This window comes from Streptomyces sp. MAI_2237, from assembly GCF_054189285.1.
On record NZ_JAJPGQ010000002.1, the window covers coordinates 1,016,051 to 1,032,489 of the forward strand.

General features: G+C 71.1%; 17 protein-coding genes. 7 read left to right on the forward strand and 10 right to left on the reverse strand.

Annotation, left to right across the window (positions count from 1 at the left end):
• The first annotated feature begins 83 nt into the window (after positions 1 to 83).
• The 3 genes from LN251_RS09360 (at position 84) to LN251_RS09370 (ending at position 2,348) form a co-directional block, all read left to right on the forward strand.
• Positions 84 to 431, forward strand: a complete 348-nt coding sequence (locus LN251_RS09360; RefSeq protein WP_458243999.1) for a DUF1330 domain-containing protein — start codon at positions 84 to 86, stop codon at positions 429 to 431.
• A 272-nt stretch (positions 432 to 703) separates the two neighbouring features.
• Positions 704 to 1,816 carry a DNA gyrase subunit B gene (locus LN251_RS09365; RefSeq protein WP_458244000.1) on the forward strand — a complete coding sequence of 371 codons (1,113 nt, stop codon included), beginning with the start codon at positions 704 to 706 and terminating at the stop codon, positions 1,814 to 1,816.
• A gap of 28 nt (positions 1,817 to 1,844) precedes the next feature.
• Positions 1,845 to 2,348 carry an N-acetyltransferase family protein gene (locus tag LN251_RS09370; RefSeq protein ID WP_458244001.1) on the forward strand — a complete coding sequence of 168 codons (504 nt, stop codon included), beginning with the start codon at positions 1,845 to 1,847 and terminating at the stop codon, positions 2,346 to 2,348.
• 17 nt (positions 2,349 to 2,365) lie between these two features.
• On the opposite strand, the gene LN251_RS09375 is transcribed toward LN251_RS09370, so the two are convergent.
• The gene (locus LN251_RS09375; protein WP_458244002.1) at positions 2,366 to 2,794 is read right to left on the reverse strand and encodes a MarR family winged helix-turn-helix transcriptional regulator; all 429 of its coding nucleotides are present in this window, start codon (positions 2,792 to 2,794) and stop codon (positions 2,366 to 2,368) included.
• A 62-nt stretch (positions 2,795 to 2,856) separates the two neighbouring features.
• On the opposite strand from LN251_RS09375, the gene LN251_RS09380 reads away from it, so the two are divergent.
• Entirely contained in the window at positions 2,857 to 3,594 is a 738-nt protein-coding gene (locus LN251_RS09380; protein WP_458244003.1) for an alpha/beta fold hydrolase, read from the forward strand.
• A gap of 6 nt (positions 3,595 to 3,600) precedes the next feature.
• On the opposite strand, the gene LN251_RS09385 is transcribed toward LN251_RS09380, so the two are convergent.
• Both LN251_RS09385 and LN251_RS09390 read right to left on the reverse strand, forming a co-directional pair.
• On the reverse strand, positions 3,601 to 4,056 hold the full coding sequence (locus LN251_RS09385; RefSeq protein ID WP_458244004.1) for a DUF2267 domain-containing protein: 456 nt from the start codon (positions 4,054 to 4,056) through the stop codon (positions 3,601 to 3,603).
• A 133-nt stretch (positions 4,057 to 4,189) separates the two neighbouring features.
• Positions 4,190 to 4,618, reverse strand: coding sequence for an Hsp20/alpha crystallin family protein (locus LN251_RS09390; RefSeq protein WP_200701693.1), 429 nt, complete (start codon positions 4,616 to 4,618; stop codon positions 4,190 to 4,192).
• Between the two features lie 173 nt (positions 4,619 to 4,791).
• On the opposite strand from LN251_RS09390, the gene LN251_RS09395 reads away from it, so the two are divergent.
• Positions 4,792 to 5,094, forward strand: a complete 303-nt coding sequence (locus LN251_RS09395; RefSeq protein ID WP_058925068.1) for a hypothetical protein — start codon at positions 4,792 to 4,794, stop codon at positions 5,092 to 5,094.
• Positions 5,095 to 5,194: 100 nt separating this feature from the next.
• Here LN251_RS09395 and LN251_RS09400 read toward each other — a convergent pair whose 3' ends face one another.
• Both LN251_RS09400 and LN251_RS09405 read right to left on the reverse strand, forming a co-directional pair.
• Positions 5,195 to 6,694, reverse strand: coding sequence for an MFS transporter (locus LN251_RS09400; RefSeq protein WP_458244005.1), 1,500 nt, complete (start codon positions 6,692 to 6,694; stop codon positions 5,195 to 5,197).
• 78 nt (positions 6,695 to 6,772) lie between these two features.
• Positions 6,773 to 8,164, reverse strand: a complete 1,392-nt coding sequence (locus tag LN251_RS09405; RefSeq protein ID WP_458244006.1) for a DUF445 domain-containing protein — start codon at positions 8,162 to 8,164, stop codon at positions 6,773 to 6,775.
• Positions 8,165 to 8,395: 231 nt separating this feature from the next.
• On the opposite strand from LN251_RS09405, the gene LN251_RS09410 reads away from it, so the two are divergent.
• Positions 8,396 to 9,727 carry an SGNH/GDSL hydrolase family protein gene (locus LN251_RS09410; protein WP_458244007.1) on the forward strand — a complete coding sequence of 444 codons (1,332 nt, stop codon included), beginning with the start codon at positions 8,396 to 8,398 and terminating at the stop codon, positions 9,725 to 9,727.
• 21 nt (positions 9,728 to 9,748) lie between these two features.
• Here LN251_RS09410 and LN251_RS09415 read toward each other — a convergent pair whose 3' ends face one another.
• Genes LN251_RS09415 through LN251_RS09430 form a run of 4 tightly spaced genes read right to left on the reverse strand, consistent with a single transcriptional unit; the run spans position 9,749 to position 13,294 of the window.
• Positions 9,749 to 10,573, reverse strand: coding sequence for a DUF1707 SHOCT-like domain-containing protein (locus LN251_RS09415; protein WP_458244008.1), 825 nt, complete (start codon positions 10,571 to 10,573; stop codon positions 9,749 to 9,751).
• A 33-nt stretch (positions 10,574 to 10,606) separates the two neighbouring features.
• A complete protein-coding gene (locus tag LN251_RS09420; RefSeq protein ID WP_458244009.1) occupies positions 10,607 to 11,596 on the reverse strand; it encodes an ABC transporter ATP-binding protein in 990 nt (329 codons plus the stop codon).
• A gap of 35 nt (positions 11,597 to 11,631) precedes the next feature.
• A complete protein-coding gene (locus tag LN251_RS09425; RefSeq protein WP_458244010.1) occupies positions 11,632 to 12,501 on the reverse strand; it encodes an ABC transporter permease in 870 nt (289 codons plus the stop codon).
• Entirely contained in the window at positions 12,494 to 13,294 is an 801-nt protein-coding gene (locus LN251_RS09430; RefSeq protein ID WP_458244011.1) for an ABC transporter permease, read from the reverse strand. Before LN251_RS09430 ends, LN251_RS09425 begins: the two co-directional genes overlap by 8 nt.
• A gap of 272 nt (positions 13,295 to 13,566) precedes the next feature.
• On the opposite strand from LN251_RS09430, the gene LN251_RS09435 reads away from it, so the two are divergent.
• Entirely contained in the window at positions 13,567 to 16,002 is a 2,436-nt protein-coding gene (locus LN251_RS09435; protein WP_458244012.1) for a transglycosylase domain-containing protein, read from the forward strand.
• A 69-nt stretch (positions 16,003 to 16,071) separates the two neighbouring features.
• On the opposite strand, the gene LN251_RS09440 is transcribed toward LN251_RS09435, so the two are convergent.
• Positions 16,072 to 16,374, reverse strand: coding sequence for a GroES family chaperonin (locus tag LN251_RS09440; protein ID WP_234490819.1), 303 nt, complete (start codon positions 16,372 to 16,374; stop codon positions 16,072 to 16,074).
• Positions 16,375 to 16,439 lie beyond the last annotated feature (65 nt).

Below are 16,439 nucleotides of genomic sequence, written 5' to 3' on the forward strand. Positions count from 1 at the left end.
TCGCTTGTGCCGCCTGCCACGATCGTCGGTGTAGGGAGCCGGCAGAGCCGACGCAACCGCCCGACAACGACTCGGAGGACCCCATGCCCGCCTACGTCATAGGCCATCTGCGAGAGGCCACCCCGCACCCCGAGATCGCCGAGTACATCGAGCGGATCAGTGCCACGTTCGAGCCGTACGGCGGGCGGTTTCTGGTGCATGCCTCGCAGCATGAGGTGAAGGAGGGGAGCTGGCCCGGGCATGTGGTGGTGATCGGGTTTCCGGGGATGGAGGAGGCGCGGGCCTGGTGGGATTCGGACGCGTACCAGGAGATCGCGCCGTTGCGGTCGCGGCACATCGTCGGGGACATCATCCTCGTGCCGGGCGTGCCCGAGGGGTATGACCCGGCGACCACCGCGAAGGCGATGCGCGAGGGCATGGTCCAGCAGTAGCGGGTCGTCTCGGCTCAGCAACCGGTCTGCCAACGAACTGAATTAGGGGCCTCAAGCGCGCCCAGGATGGGGGCGTGCGGGGCTTCCGCGGGTCCCGGGGCGGGCGACGCCCCGCCTCTGGGGCCTCCCCGCCGACCGCCTCCCCGTAGACGCGCAGGCGCCCACCCACACGGTCACTACACCCACGCTGACCTGGCCTTTTCCGGAATTTCCCCTAGGCTGGCGGCGTCTGCCGGGCATCCACGGGAGGGGTCTTCGTGAGTGGGGATGGCATGGAGTACAGCGCTGTCGGCATCGAGGTGCTGGAGGGGCGGGAGGCCGTTCGCAGGCGGCCGGGGATGTGGGTCGGTTCGGTCGGGGAACGGGGGCTGCATCAGGCCGTGTTCGAGGTCGTCGGCCGGGCCGTGAACGCCGTCCTGGCCAGGGGCACCGGCTCCGTCGACGTCACGCTCACACCCGACGGCGGCGTACGGGTCGTCGACGACGGTCCGACGGTGCCGTTCGAGGCCGACGCCACCGCGAGCCTCGACGCTCAACTGACCGCCCTCCAGACCGAGTCCGAACCCCGCCCCGAACGGCTCACCCTCGTGGGCGCCTTTGCCGTCGGGCCCTTCGTCACCAACGCCCTGTCGAGCCGGCTGACGGCGGAAGTGCGGTACGGCGGGGTCCGGCACGTGCGGGAATACGTGCGCGGGGTCCCCGTCGGCGCGCCGGTGACGGGTGGGCCCGCCACCCATGACGGCACGACCATCACCTTCCGGCCCGATGCCGAGATCTTCGAGACGACATCGTGCTCCTTCGCGGTGCTGGCCGAGCGCTTCCGGCAAGTGGCCTTCCTCAACCGGGGGCTGGCCGTCTCGCTCACCGACGAACGTCCGGCCGACGGTCCCCGGGCGGTGCGGTTCCGATTCCCGGACGGCGTGCGGGACTTCGTGGCGGCTCTCGTGGCCGGGGAAGGAGTGGCCCTCGGCCCGGACGTCATCGGCTTCGAGCGTGAGGACCCGCGAATGGCGGGGAGAATGGAAGTCGCCCTCGCGTGGCGGGGCTTGCACGGGACGGGGGTGCGGGGCTTCGTCAACGGTCTTCGCACGCCGGAGGGCGGTACCCATGTGGACGGCTTCCGTGACGGCGTGACGGCCGCGATCACCTCGTACGCCGCCGGCCTCACACCCTCCCGGGTCGACGGGGTGGTGACGGCCGTCGTGTCGGTGAAACTGGACCGTCCCGAACTCCTCGGCTCCACGCACGGGTCGCTGGGCAACGCCGAGGTCCGCGTCTGTGTCGCGGAGGCCGTCCGCGAGCACCTCGACAGCTGGTTCGGGGAACATCCGGAGTCGGCGGCGGAGGTCGTCCGCCGCATCGCCCAGGACGGCGAACCCGACTGACGCGACAGTCCCTCCGTACTCTGTCGCCATGCCCGGACACGACAGCCCGATCACCGTCCTCCGTCCCGCGACCGCCGCCGACGTACCGGCCGTGGCCGCCATCTGGCGCACCGGATGGCGGGACGGTCACCTGGGGCATGTGCCCGACGAGCTCGTCGCCCTCCGCACGCCGGAGTCGTTCACGGCGCGGGCCGCCGAGCGGGTCGTGGACACCGTCGTCGCGGTGGCCGGTGGAGAGGTCGCCGGGTTCGTCGTGGTCGTCGGTGACGAGGTCGAGCAGCTGTACGTGGCGGCCGGGCACCGGGGTGCCGGAGTGGCGGGCGCGCTGCTGACGCGTGGCGAGGAGGTCGTACGGCGCCGGGGGCACCGTCGGGCATGGCTCGCGGTCGTCGCCGGGAACGCCCGTGCGCGGCGGTTCTACCAGCGTCAGGGCTGGGTCGACGAGGGGCCGTTCACGTACGCGGCGGAGGGGCCGGACGGGCCGGTCGGCGTGGAGTGTCACCGGTACACGAAGGACCTGCTCCCCCGCTGATCCGGTAGCACCGCGCGTCAGGCCGTCGGTTCGTTCAGACGCTGGAGCAGCTTCAGCAGCACCGCCCGCTCATCCTCCCCCAGCCCGGCGAAGCACTCCTCCAGCACCGCGTCCGCGACCGTGTGCCCCGCCTCCAGCACGCGCTCCCCCGCCCCGGTCAGGTGGTGTTCGATACGGCGGCCCCGTCCCGGACGCCGGTCGACCAGCCCCTGCGCCGTCAACCGGCCCACGAGCGTCCCGAAGGCCTGTTCGGTCTGGAAGGTGGCAGCGGCCAGCTCGCGGGCGGACGCCCCCGGCGTACGGCCGATCGCGCGGAGTGCGTCCCACTGGGCGAGCGTGGTCCCGACCTCGGCCAACGCGCTGTCGAGCGCCCGGTGTTGGCGGTACTGGGTCTGCTTCACCGCCCGGCCGAGAAGTTGCAGCTGAACGTGCAGGTCATCGCGCATGAGCCCAGCCTATCCCACCGACTAAGCTAGCTTATATAAAGATGTTTAGTTACAGTGTCCTCATGACTACTGATCTCACCGCAGACACCGGCCGCACCGTCCTCGTCCTTCACGGCGGCGGAGGCCCCGCCACCGTCGCCGGACTGGCCCAGCACTTCTCCTCGACCGGCGCGCCCACCCTGGCCCCCGTCCACCCCGGCTGGGACGGCACCCCGCGCCCCGACCGGTGCACCGGCATCGACGACCTCGCCCTCTCCTACCTGCACCTCCTGGAGGACGGCGACCTGACCGACGTGGTGGTCGTGGGCTCCTCGCTCGGTGGCTGGATCGCCGCCGAGATGGCCGTACGGGACAACGCGGGGCGCATCGGCGGGCTCGTACTGATCGACGCCGTCGGGATCGACGTCGAGTCCGAGCCGATCACCGACTTCTTCGCGCTCGACCCGCGCGCCGCCGCCGAGCACTCCTGGCACGACCCGGACCGCTTCTACGCCGACCCCGCCACCCTGCCCGCCGAGGAACTCGCGCGCCGCCAGGGGAACATGGCCACCATGCGGCTGCTCGCCGGCGACCCCTACATGCACGACCCCAAGCTGATGCGACGCCTGGGGCGGGTACGGCAGCCCGCGCTGCTGGTGTGGGGGGAGAGCGACCGGATCGTCACGCCGGAGTACGGGGCGGCGTACGCGAAGGCATTCGGGAACGGGCGGCTGGAGGTCGTACCCCAGGCCGGCCACCTCCCCCACGTCGAGCAGCCGGACGCCACCTTCGCCCTCATCGACGCCTGGCTGCGCGCCTAGGCCGGCTCACCCTCTCCTCGTGAGCTCCGCGCGACCGAACAACAGGGCGTATCCGCGAGGCAGTTGGGCCAGGACACGGTCGATCAGCCCGGCGTCGACCTCCTCGACCAGTTCGCCCAGCACGCCCAGTACCGAGCTGACGTCCCAGCGGGCGGTGGCCGGGGTGGCTCCCGGGACGCGGGCGGCCACCGAGTCCACGAACTCGGCGGCGGTCAGCGGGCGGGTGGCCGGTATCTGCGCGGCGACCACGTGGGCCGCCTCCTCGGGCAGGGCGCGGGCGAGGTCGACCCGCTCGTCTCCGACGACGTGGCCGCCGAGGGCCGACAGCACGACACGGGTGACGCGTTCCGCCTCCGCGCGGGTGGGGTACTGCCCCGACTCCTGGACGCCGTCGATCAGTTGACTCCACCGGACCGCCGTGGTGGTCGTCGGGGTGGGATCCAGGGTCGTCGCCGCACTCATCTGATGGCTCCTCCTCCGATGCGCTCGGGTGTGCCGCGTCCCGCCGACGGTGCACGGTCGGCGGGACGCCTTTGGCCGGATGTGGGATGTGGGACGTACGGGATGTACGGGATGTACGGACTGCTCGCCGGGGCTAGTGGCCGATCTCCTTGCGTCCGCCGCCGCCCCCGCTGATCTGGATGCGGCGCGGCTTGGCCTGTTCGGCCACGGGGATGCGCAGGGTCAGGACGCCGGCCTCGTACGAGGCGTCGATGCGTTCCGTGTCGAGGGTGTCGCCGAGGAAGAGCTGACGGGTGAAGGTGCCCGTGGGACGCTCGGCGACGATCATCTCCGCACCCTCGGGTGCGGGGTTGCGGCGCTCGGCGCGGACGTTGAGGACATGGCGCTCGACGTCGAGGTCGATCGTCTCGGGGTCGATGCCGGGGAGGTCGAAGTGGACGATGAAGTCGTCCCCGGACCGATAGGCGTCCATCGCCATCGCGGCGGGACGGGCTGCGGTGGAGCCGAGGACCTGCTGCGCGAGACGGTCGAACTCACGGAACGGGTCGGTACGCATGAGCATCACGGGTCACTCCTCTCATCAGGCGCTGAGGTGCGATGCCCTTACGCCTTCTTATATAGCTCCGTGGAGGAAACTTGACAAGCCTGGACTCAGGTACGAGGCCCGCGTCCTCGCGGATTAGCCTCGGGGCAGATCGATCGGATCGATCGCATGCGCATCGCGAGGAGGCAGACATGGCCAGGGTTCCCAGCGCGGCAGTGGCCGCTACCGGGCTCGTCGGCGGGTACGGGGTGGCCCGCTGGACGAAGAAGCGGCAGCTGGGCGGGGCCGTCCTGGCCGTCGCCGGGGCCGCGGCCGCTCAGCAGTGGCGGCAGCGGGCGGGCGGGAAGGCGGCGGGGGCGCTGACGGCGGCGTACGTCGCCGCGTTCGCCGGGTCGCATCCGCTGGCCAAGAAGGTGGGTGCCTGGCCGGCCGTGTTCGGGGTGGCGGGAGCGGTGGCGCTGGCGTCGTGGGCGGTGGCGGACCGGAACGCCTGAGCCCCACGGAGATGCACGGCCCGGCGCGACGGGGTGCCGCCGCGCCCACCCGTGCCGCCCCAGGCGGCACCGACCGCCCGCGACGGCAGCCCACCGCACCCTAGGCGGTAGCCGGCCTCTCCTTCTCGCGCCCCCGCGTCACCGCCGAGGCCGCCGCGGTCAGCGGCCGAGCGACATCCTCCAGCGACCGCCGCTCCGCCCGTACCGCCAGCAGAGCCGCCACCAGTCCCGCCGCGCACATCAGCCCCGCGCCGATCTGGAAGGCCAGCACCGTGTCGGCGACCTTGCCCGTGCTCGTCAGGTCGGCGAACAGCAGCGGTCCGCTGATGCCGCCCGCCGCCGTACCGAGGGCGTAGAAGAACGCGATCGACATCGCCCGGGTCTCCATCGGGAAGATCTCGGACACCGTCAGGTAGGCGCTGGACGCCCCGGCGGACGCGAAGAACAGCACGCCGCACCAGCAGGCCGTCAGGGTGCCCGCGCTCAGCGACCCCTGGCTGAACAGCCAGGCCGTGAGGAACAGCAGCAACCCGGAGATCAGGTATGTCGACGAGATCATCACCCGCCGCCCGACCGTGTCGAACAGCTTGCCCAGCAGCAGCGGCCCACAGAAGTTGCCGATCGCGATGACGGCGAAGTAGTAGCCGGTGTCACCGGTCGGCACGTCGAAGAACTTCGTCAGGATCGCCCCGAAGCCGAACGTGATCGCGTTGTACAGGAACGCCTGGCCGATGAAGAGCGAGAACCCGAGCACCGACCGCTTCCGGTAGTCGGAGAACAGGGTCCGGGCGATCTCGGTGAACTTCACGTTGCGCCGCTGGTGGATGGTGATCTCACCCTCGGGCCGCTTCAGCGGCTGCCCCTTCTCGGCCTCCACCTGCTCCTCGATCGAGGTGACGATCTCTTCAGCCTCCCGGTCCCTGCCGTGGATCAGCAGCCACCGTGGACTCTCCGGAACGTGCCGTCGTACGAGAAGGATGACGAGCGCGAGCACGGCCCCCAAGGCGAACGTCAGCCGCCAGCCGACGTCCTTGGGTAGATAGGCGGTGTTCAGGGCGACGATCGACAGCAGCGAACCGCCCACCGCGCCCAGCCAGAAGCTGCCGTTGATGATCAGGTCCACGCGCCCCCGGTACAGGGCCGGAATCAGCTCGTCGATCGCGGAGTTGATGGCCGCGTACTCGCCGCCGATGCCGAATCCGGTCAGGAACCGGAAGGCGAAGAACCACCAGTTGGAGAACGACACCGCGGTCAGCGCGGTCGCCGCCAGGTACACGCCCAGCGTGATCATGAACAGCTTCTTGCGGCCCCAGATGTCCGTCAGCCGCCCCCAGAACAGGGCTCCGGCACACGCACCCGCCACATACAGGGCGGCCGCCATGCCGGTGACCTCTCCGGAGGAGATGGGCAGTCCGCTGCCCGATTCGGACAGACGGCTCGCGATGTTGCCGACGACCGTGACCTCCAGGCCGTCGAGGATCCATACGGTGCCGAGTCCGATGACGATCGTCCAGTGCCAGCGCGACCAGGGCAACCGGTCGAGCCTGGCAGGGATGTCGGTCGTCACGGTGTGGCCGCTCGCGGCCTCCGCGGTGGTCATGGGCTCCCTCCTCAGCGTCCCCTCGCCCTCGAGAGGCACTCCGCACAGGTGCCCGCGCTCCGCCGCCCTAAGCTCGCCTCACGCCCCCAGCGCCCGCGACACGGTGTAGATCAGCAGCCCGACCAGGGAACCGACCACCGTGCCGTTGATCCGGATGAACTGCAGGTCACGCCCGATGTGGGCCTCGATCTTGCGGGTGGTGTGCTCGGCGTCCCAGCCGGCCACGGTGTCGGTGATCAGGGAGGTGATCTCCTTGCGGTACGTCGTGACGACGTACACCGCCGCCCCCTCCACCCACCCGTCGACCTTCCCCTGGAGCTTCTCGTCGACGGCCATCCGCGTGCCCAGGGACAGCAGCGAGGCCCGTACCCGCAGGCGCAGTTCGCTGCGCTCGTCCTCGGCGGCGGAGACGATCATCGACCGTACGGCGGTCCAGGCGGAGGCGATGAGGTCCTGCACCTCGCCCCGCCCGAGCACCTCGCCCTTCAGCCGCTCGACACGCGCGCGTGTGTCCGTGTCGGACTGCAGGTCGGAGGCGAAGTCGGTGAGGAACCGGTCCAGCGCCCCGCGCGCCGGATGGGAGGGCATGTCCCGCATCTCGGTGACGAACCGCAGGAGTTCCTTGTAGACGCGTTCGCCGACCTTCTTGTCGACGAACCGCGGCGTCCAGCCGGGCGCCCCGCCCTGTACGGCGTCCATGATCTCGTTGTCGTGCCACACCAGCCAGTCGTGGGCCCGCGTGACGATGAGGTCGACGACCCTCTTGTGCCCGCCGTCGGCGACGACCTTCTCCAGCATCTTGCCGATGCCGGGCGCGATCTCCTGCGCGTCGGCCCGCCGGGTGATCGCCTCGCCGACCACGGCCTGGACGTCGGAGTCCCGCAGGACGGTCATCGCGCCGCGCAGGGCGGCCGAGAGTTCCGCGGTCACCCGGTCCGCGTGCTCGGGCTCGGCGAGCCACGCGCCGAGCCGGCTGCCGATGCCGACGGCGCGCAGCCGCTGCCGTACGACGTCCTGCGACAGGAAGTTCTCCCCGACGAACTCCCCCAGGGAGACGCCCAGCTGGTCCTTCTTCGTGGGGATGATCGCGGTGTGCGGGATGGGCAGTCCGAGCGGCCGGCGGAACAGGGCCGTGACCGCGAACCAGTCGGCCATGGCGCCGACCATCCCTGCCTCGGACGCGGCGGCGACATAGCCGGCCCACGCGCCGGCGCCGGAGTTGTCGGCCCATTTGGCGAGGACGTAGATCAGCGCCACGAACAGCAGCAGACCGGTCGCGGTGAGCTTCATCCGCCGTACCCCGCGCTGCTTCTCCACGTCGGCGGCGCTGAAGGTGTTCATGGCACGGGCGGCGGAGGCGGGGACGCCCCGGAAACCGGCGCCCACGACCGACCTCTCCGCCGCGGCCGCCCGGTCTCCCACCCCGCGCGCCGCCTTGTCTCCCGCTTTGTCCGGGTCCGTACGTTCCATTCACTCCACCCGTTCGTGATCCCCTGCACATATTGTCCCTTCCTGACCGACTCCTGGAACGAATCGAGAGTTCCCGGCGTCTGTGAGGAGGGGGAGTTCGTCGTGAACTCCGGTGGCCCAATGGGGGGTCCTGCCGAGCACCCTCGTCCCAGGCCGCATCGCCCATGCCGCATCATTGGGATGATCACCACGGAGCCTCGGGGCTCCACTGCCCGAGGAGACACGCACCGCATGACCAAGCGTCACGGTTATGCCCTGCTTTCCGCGATCGTGGCCCTCATCGTGGGCCTCTCGACCGCGATCTATGTCGGCGTCACCGCCGACGACGGCACCACCACCAACGCACTCGCGGGCGGCGGCGTCCCGCGCAACCCGGCTGCCCCCGCCTCCACCGGCACCTGGGTCGGCGCCTGGTCCGCCTCCCCGGGAGGCGCCGAGCCCGGCACCGAGGTCGCGGGCATGGCGGGCCGCTCGGTCCGCAACGTCGTCCACGCGAGCGTCGGGGGTACGAGTGCCCGCATCACGCTCTCCAACCTCTACGGCCAGTCGGCGCTGACCATCACGCACGCCTCCATCGCCGTGGCGGCCGCCTCCGAGACCGCGGCGGCGAACGCCGAGACGATGCGGAGGCTGACGTTCAACGGCGGCACCGCGGTCGTCATACCGGCCGGCGGCCAGGTCCTGAGCGACGCGGTCCGCATCGTCGTCCCGCAGGGGGGCGACATCCTGGTCACCACGTACTCCCCGACCGCGTCCGGCCCGGTCACGTACCACCAGCACGCGCGCCAGATCTCCTACGTCGCCCAGGGCGACCTCACCGAGGACGTGAGCGGCACCGGGTACACCGAGCAGTCGCCGTACTGGCGTTACCTCACCGCCCTCGACGTGCTGAGCAACGACGCCGACGGCACCGTGGTCGCCTTCGGCGACTCGCTCACCGACGGCATCACCTCCACGCAGGGCGCCGACCACCGCTGGCCCGACCTCCTCTCCGAGCGGCTGCGCTCGGCGGTCGCCTCCGGCGGGGACGTGCCCCGCTACAGCGTGGTCAACCAGGGCATCAGCGGCAACCAGGTCCTCGCGAACGGGCTGGGCCGGCCGGCCGACAACCAGAGCGGCCTGCTGCGCTACTCCCGTGACGTGCTGTCCCGTACGAACGTCAAGGTCGTCGTGATCGACCTGGGCGTCAACGACATCCTGCGCAACCCCCGGCTCGCCGACCCGAACAGGATCCTCACCGGCCTGCGCACCCTGGTCCGCCAGGCCCACGCCCGGGGCATCAAGGTCATCGGCGCGACGCTCATGCCCTTCCAGGGCCACCGGGGCTACACGACGGCGCGGGAGGCGGTACGGCAGCAGGTCAACGCCGAGATCCGCGCGGGCCGCGTCTACGACGCCGTGGTCGACTTCGACCAGGCCCTGAGGGACCCCTACAACCCGCGTCGGCTGCGCTCGGACTACGACTCGGGCGACCACCTCCACCCCAGCGACAAGGGCTACGCCCGCATGGCCCAGACCGTCGACCTGAACCAGCTCAAGGGCGCGGCCCCGGCCCAGCTGTAGCAACCCGCGCCCCGCGACGGCTCAGTACTCGTCGCGGCGGCGCCTCTCGCGGCGCTCCTCGTGGCGCTCGCGCTGGCGTTCGCGGCGCTCCTCGCGCAGTTCGCGCCGGAACTCGCGGTGCTCCTCGAGCATCCGCGTGTGGCCGCCGGCGCCCTCGTCGAGCGCCCGGCCGGACCTGCGCTCCAGGCGCTCCTGGCGGCGCTCCTCCTTCAGGCGGCGCCGCTCCTCGCGGGTCACCTTGCGCTCGACGCCGACGCCGCCCATCAGGGCGAAACCGGTCACGATCACCCGCGGGGCGCCCGGCGCCGGGGGCACGCCTTCCTCGGTGTGGTCGAAGCCGCCCATGATCCCGATGCCGCGGACCACGACCTCGACGCCGGGCGGCACGATGACGTTCACCCCGCCCATGATCGTCACGCAGTTGATCTCGACCTGCCGGTCGGCGAAGTTCGCGTCGCGCAGGTCGAGTTCGCCGCCGCCCATCATGGCGAAGCAGTTGAACCGCCTGGGCACGGTCCAGCGGCCCTTGCGCTCGAACCCGGACATCACGGCGACGGCCCAGCTCGACGATCCCTCGCCGCCGACGATCCGCCCCGCCCAACCCCCGCTGTCCGGCTCGTCCTTGACCAAGGACACGGCGGGATGGGCGACCTGCCCGACGGGCAGATCACGGGTGATCGGCGCCAGCTCGCCGTACGTCCGCGCCTTGTACGTGGCCTCCAGCCGCTCCTCGAACTCCGTCATGTCCAGGCGGCCCTCCGCGAGGGCGTCCCGCAGGACCTCGGCGACTCGTTCACGGTCGGCGTCGGATGCGCGGAGTTCCGGGACTGCGGCGTCATCGGTCATGGACAGCAGCCTACGAGTTCCCCCGGCGGGAGGCTACGACACCGCTTTCTCCGCCTCGTCCTGAGCCGTCCCGCCCGCGTACATCCGGGCGATCACCGCCTCGATGTCGGGCTCCCGCACCGACAGGTCCACCAGCGGGTACCGCGCCGCGATCCGCGCCACGAGCTCCGCCGCGGACTGCGCCGCCGGGAACGCCAGCCACTGCCGCGGCCCCTCCACCCTGACGACCCGCGCGGGCGCGGCCTCGATCGGCGGCAGTTCCCGCTCCAGGTCGACCACGAGGGTCCGCTCGCTCTCACCCACCTCGTGCAGCCCGGCGAGCGCGCCGTCGTACATCAGGCGCCCGTGGTCGATGACCATCACCCGCGAGCACAGCTGCTCGATGTCCTGCAGGTCGTGCGTGGTCAGCAGCACCGTCGTGCCGCGCTCGGCGTTCAACTCCCGCAGAAAACCCCGCACCTTGGACTTGGAGATCACGTCGAGACCGATCGTCGGCTCGTCCAGGTAGAGCACCTCGGGGTCGTGCAGCAGCGCCGCCGCGATGTCGCCCCGCATCCGCTGCCCCAGCGACAGCTGCCGCACCGGGACGTCCAACAGCTCCCCCAGCTCAAGGAGTTCGACGCACCGGTCCAGGTTCTCGCGGTAACGGACCTGAGGGATGCGGTACATGCGGTGCGCCAGCCGGTAGGAGTCGATCAGGGGCAGGTCCCACCACAGCGTCGTCCGCTGCCCGAACACCACCCCGATCCGGCGCGCGAGCCGCGTCCGCTCGCGGGAGGGGTCGATGCCGGCGACCCGCAGCCGGCCGCCGGACGGGGTCAGGATGCCCGTGAGCATCTTGATCGTCGTCGACTTGCCCGCGCCGTTCGGCCCGATGTACCCGACCATCTCGCCGCGCGCGACCGTGAAGGACAGGGAGTCCACGGCGCGCACCGACCGCCGCTCCCGCCGCAGGAACCCGGTCTTCCTGCGCACGTCGAAGACCTTCTCCACCCGGTCGAGTTCGATGAAGTCGTCGTCCATCAGTCCTCCGCAGCCCTTTCCGTTCTCGCCGGCCCTCAACTGCCCGTGCTCCGGTACGACCTGAGCCCCGCCCGCCACGCCAGCCCCGCCAGCCCCACGCACCCCGCGGCCACCAGCGGTGACAGGAACGCCGCCCACTCCGGCAGCCCCAACGGGTAGGGCAGCCCCAGCACATAGGTCGCCGGCAGCCAGTTCACGAACGCCAGCGGCAGCACGTACGTCACCCCGCGCAGCAGCTCCGTCGCGAACACCGTCGGCGGGTACTGCAGCAGCGTCGTACCGCCGTAGGTGAACGCGTTCTGCACCTCGGCGGCGTCCTGCGCCACGAACTGGAAGGCCGCGCCCGCGACGAACACCGCGCAGAAGATCGCGCAGCCGCTCACCAGCATCACCGGCATCAAGAGCACCCGCAGCGGCGTCCAGTCGATGTCGAGCCGCAGCAGCGCCCAGGTCAGCACCAGCGCGCCCTGACCGGTGCGGCCCAGCCGGCGCAGCGCGAACTGGTCGGCCGCCATCTGCGCGAGCACCGGCGCCGGACGCACCAGCAGGGTGTCCAGCGTGCCGTCCCGCACCCGCCGCCCCAGCCGCTCCATGGAGCCGATCACCATGTCGGCCAGTCCGAACGTGGTGCTGGAGACCCCGTAGAGGAAGGCGACCTGCTGCAGCGAGTAGCCGCCGAGCGCGTCGACGCGGGAGAACATCAGCAGGATCGCGACGAAGTCGAGCGCAGTCGTCGCGAAGTTCGTCAACGTCATCAGAACGAAGGACGTCCGGTAGGCCATCGTGGAGCGGATCCACATGCCCGCGATCAGGAAGTACGCCCGCACCCCCTCTCGGACCCGGCCGCCGGGAACCTCCTCGGCCGCCCAGCGGGCCCCGGCGTCCACCCGAAGGCTCTCAGCCACCCTGCACCACCACCCTCCGCGTCGCCGCCGCCTGCACCATGCGCCCGGCCGCCAGCAGGACCACCGCCCACACCGCCTGGAAGGCGTACGTGCCCAGCGGGTCGGCCCGGCCGAGGAACACGTCGGCGGGCGCCTGCAGCAGCGACGACCAGGGCAGCGCCCGCACGACCTCGCCCAGCGCGCCCGGGAAGACGTTCAGCGGCAGCAGCATGCCCGAGCAGAACCAGCCCACCAGCCACGCCATCTGGATCACACCGGTGCCGTCCATCAGCCAGAACGCGGTCAGCGCCACCAGATAGCGGATCGCGAAACTGACCAGCATCGCCAGCGCCACGGAGACCAGGAAGGCCAGCCAGGTGATCACGTCCGCGGGCAGCGCCATGTCGAAGAACAGCGCGCCGAACACGAACGGCACCACCCCGCGCCCCAGCAGCTCGAACCCCGCCCGCCCCAGATCCGTGGCCAGCCACCACAACTGCAGATCGGCCGGCCGGTACAGGTCGACGGCGACGTCACCGGTGCGGATACGCTCCATCAGCTCCGTCTCGACGCCCCCGCCGCCGTTGGCCAGGGTCTTGAACAGCGCCTGCCCGATCCACACATAGGTGACCGCCTGCGCCAGGTCGTAGCCCCCGAGATGCGGCCGCTCGTCCCACAGCGCCGTGTACGTGTAGACGAGGATCAGCCCGAACGCGGTGTTGGTGAACACCCCCGCCACCGTCGCCGCCCGATACGTCGCGTATCTTCTGAATCCCCCCGCCGCGACGGCGACGTACAACCGCCCAGCGCCCACACCACAGCCCTCCTCGGCCCGCCGACACCGAAGCGCAGGAGCCTAGCGGCGCGCCGGCCGGCCCGGCCACCGAATTTCCGGGCCGCGCCGACCCGATACTTTTCGGCCTCCGCCATGCGTGCCGCGATTCGGGGAACTGATCGACGGATGGGACAGTCTTCATCAAAGGAGGCGTGAGTAGCCTCCCTTCACGAAGGCGCCCAAAGCGCGCCAGAGACGTACGAGCCCTTCGGGTCGTACGAGATACCGCACCACAGGAGTCTCCGCACACCATGAGCGACGAGCCGCAGCCGCAGCCGCCGGCCCCGGGCCGGGCCATCACAGAGCCGCAGGCGGCCGAGGCGGCGGCCGAGTCCCCCGCCGGACCGGCGGACACCGGGGGCAAGAAGCCCAAGCGGCCCAAGCGGACCGGCTGGCGCCGGCTCCTGCCGACCTGGCGCATGGTCCTGGGCGGCTTCGTCATCGGCGTCCTGCTGCTGGTCGGCCTGTTCTTCGTCGGCTACTCCATGGTGCAGATCCCCACGGCCAACGACCTCGCGACCAAGCAGGCCAACGTCTACCTCTACGCCGACGGCACCCAGCTCGCCCGCGACGGCGAGGTCAACCGGGAGAACGTCACCCTCGCCCAGGTCTCCAAGGAGGCCCAGCACGCCGTCCTGGCCGCCGAGGACCGCGACTTCTACACCGAGTCCGCCGTCGACCCCAAGGCGATGCTGCGCGCGGCCTGGAACACCGCCACCGGCAAGGGCAAGCAGTCCGGCTCCACCATCACCCAGCAGTACGTGAAGAACTACTACCTGGAGCAGGAGCAGACCGTCACCCGCAAGGTGAAGGAGTTCTTCATCTCGATCAAGCTCGACCGCGAGAAGTCCAAGAACGAGATCCTCGAGGGCTACCTCAACACCAGCTACTTCGGCCGCAACGCCTACGGCATCCAGGCCGCCGCCCAGGCCTACTACGGCCAGGACGCCACCGACCTCGACGCGGCCCACGCCGCCTACCTCGCCGCCCTGGTCAACGCGCCCAGCGAGTACGACGTCGTCGCCCACCCCGAGAACAAGGCCGCGGCCGTCGCCCGCTGGAACTACGTCCTGGACGGCATGGTCAAGAAGGGCTGGCTGACCGAGTCGCAGCGGGCCGGCCTGAAGTTCCCCGTGCCGAAACAGCAGACCGCCTCCACCGGCATGTCCGGCCAGCGCGGCTACGTCGTCCGCGCCATCAAGGAGTACCTGGACAAGAACAACATCGTCGACGAGGACACCCTCGCGCGCGGCGGCTACCGCATCACCACCACCCTGCAGAAGAGCAAGCAGGACGCCTTCGTCAAGGCGGTGAACGACAAGCTGATGTCCAAGCTCGACAAGAAGGGCCGCAAGGCCGACAGCTACGTCCGCGCCGGCGGCGCCTCCGTCGACCCGAAGACAGGCAAGGTCGTCGCCATGTACGGCGGCATCGACTACGTCAAGCAGTACACCAACGGCGCCACCCGCGAGGACTTCCAGGTCGGCTCCACCTTCAAGCCCTTCGTGTTCGCCTCCGCCGTCCAGAACCACTCCCAGACGCAGGACGGCGACCTCATCACCCCCAACACCTACTACGACGGCACCAACAAGCGCCCCGTCCAGGGCTGGAACGGCGCCTACGCCCCCGCCAACGAGGACGACGTCTCCTACGGCGACATCACCGTGCGCACCGCCACCGACAAGTCCGTCAACGCCGTGTACGCGCAGATGGCGGTCGACGTCGGCCCGTCGAAGGTCAAGCAGACGGCCATCGGCCTGGGCCTGCCCTCCGACACCCCCGAGCTGTCCGCCTACCCGTCGATCGCGCTGGGCGTGGCCAGGGCCAGCGTCCTCGACATGGCCGAGGCCTACGCGACCCTCGCCAACCACGGCGAGCACGGCACGTACACGATGATCGAGTCGATGACCAAGGACGGCCGGCCCGTCACGCTGCCGAAGGTCACGACCACGCAGGCGGTCAGTCGCGAGGCCGCCGACACCACCACCTCCGTGCTGCAGAGCGTCGTCGACAACGGCACCGCGACCGCCGCCCAGGCCGCCGGCCGCCCCGCCGCCGGCAAGACCGGCACCGCCGAGAAGGACACCGCCGCCTGGTTCGCCGGCTACACCCCCGACCTCGCCACGGTCGTGGCGGTCATGGGCCAGGACCCGGTGACGGCCGCGCACCAGCCGCTCTACGGCGCCCTCGGCCTGCAGCGCGTCAACGGCGGCGGGCCGCCCACCGAGATCTGGGCGCAGTACACCCGGGACGCGCTGCAGGGGAAGCCGGCCACCGACTTCGACCTCCAGCTCCAGCCGGGCGCCGACGAGACCCAGGCCCCGCCGACCGACCTCGTGACCCCCGGCACCGGCGGCCAGGACAACGGCGGCACCCCGGGCACCGGCGGGCAGACCACCGGCGGCACCCCGGGCCAGACCACCGGCGGCACGCCCACGAACGGCACGCCGGGCACCACCACGGGCGGTGCCACCACGAACGGCGGCACCACCACGGGCGGCACGACCAACGGCGGCACCACGACCGGCGGCACCACCAACGGCGGCACGGACACCGGCACCACCACCGGCGGCACCACGGGCGGCACGGACACCGGGGGGACCACCGGCGGGACGACGGGCGGCACGGACACCGGGGGGACGACCGGCACCACGGCGGGCCCCCAGTTCACGGGCCGCAGACAGTAGCCGGGCAGGGAGTACGCGAAAGGGCTGGTGACCGAGGTCACCAGCCCTTTTCGACGCCGCGACCACTGCTTACAGATACAGCCCCGTCGTGTCCTCCGACCCCTCGAAGCGGTCGGCGGCCACGGCGTGCAGGTCCCGCTCGCGCATCAGCACGTAGGCCACGCCCCGCACCTCGACCTCGGCCCGGTCCTCCGGGTCGAACAGGACACGGTCGCCGGGCTCCACCGTGCGCACGTTCTGGCCGACGGCGACGACCTCGGCCCACGCCAGCCGACGCCCGACCGCCGCGGTGGCGGGAATCAGGATGCCCCCGCCGGAACGACGCTCACCCTCACCGGTCTCCTGCTTGACCAGGACCCGGTCGTGCAGCATCCGGATGGGCAGCTTGTCGTGACTGGTGCTCTGGTCGTTTCTGATGGCGCTCACGTCCCCGAACC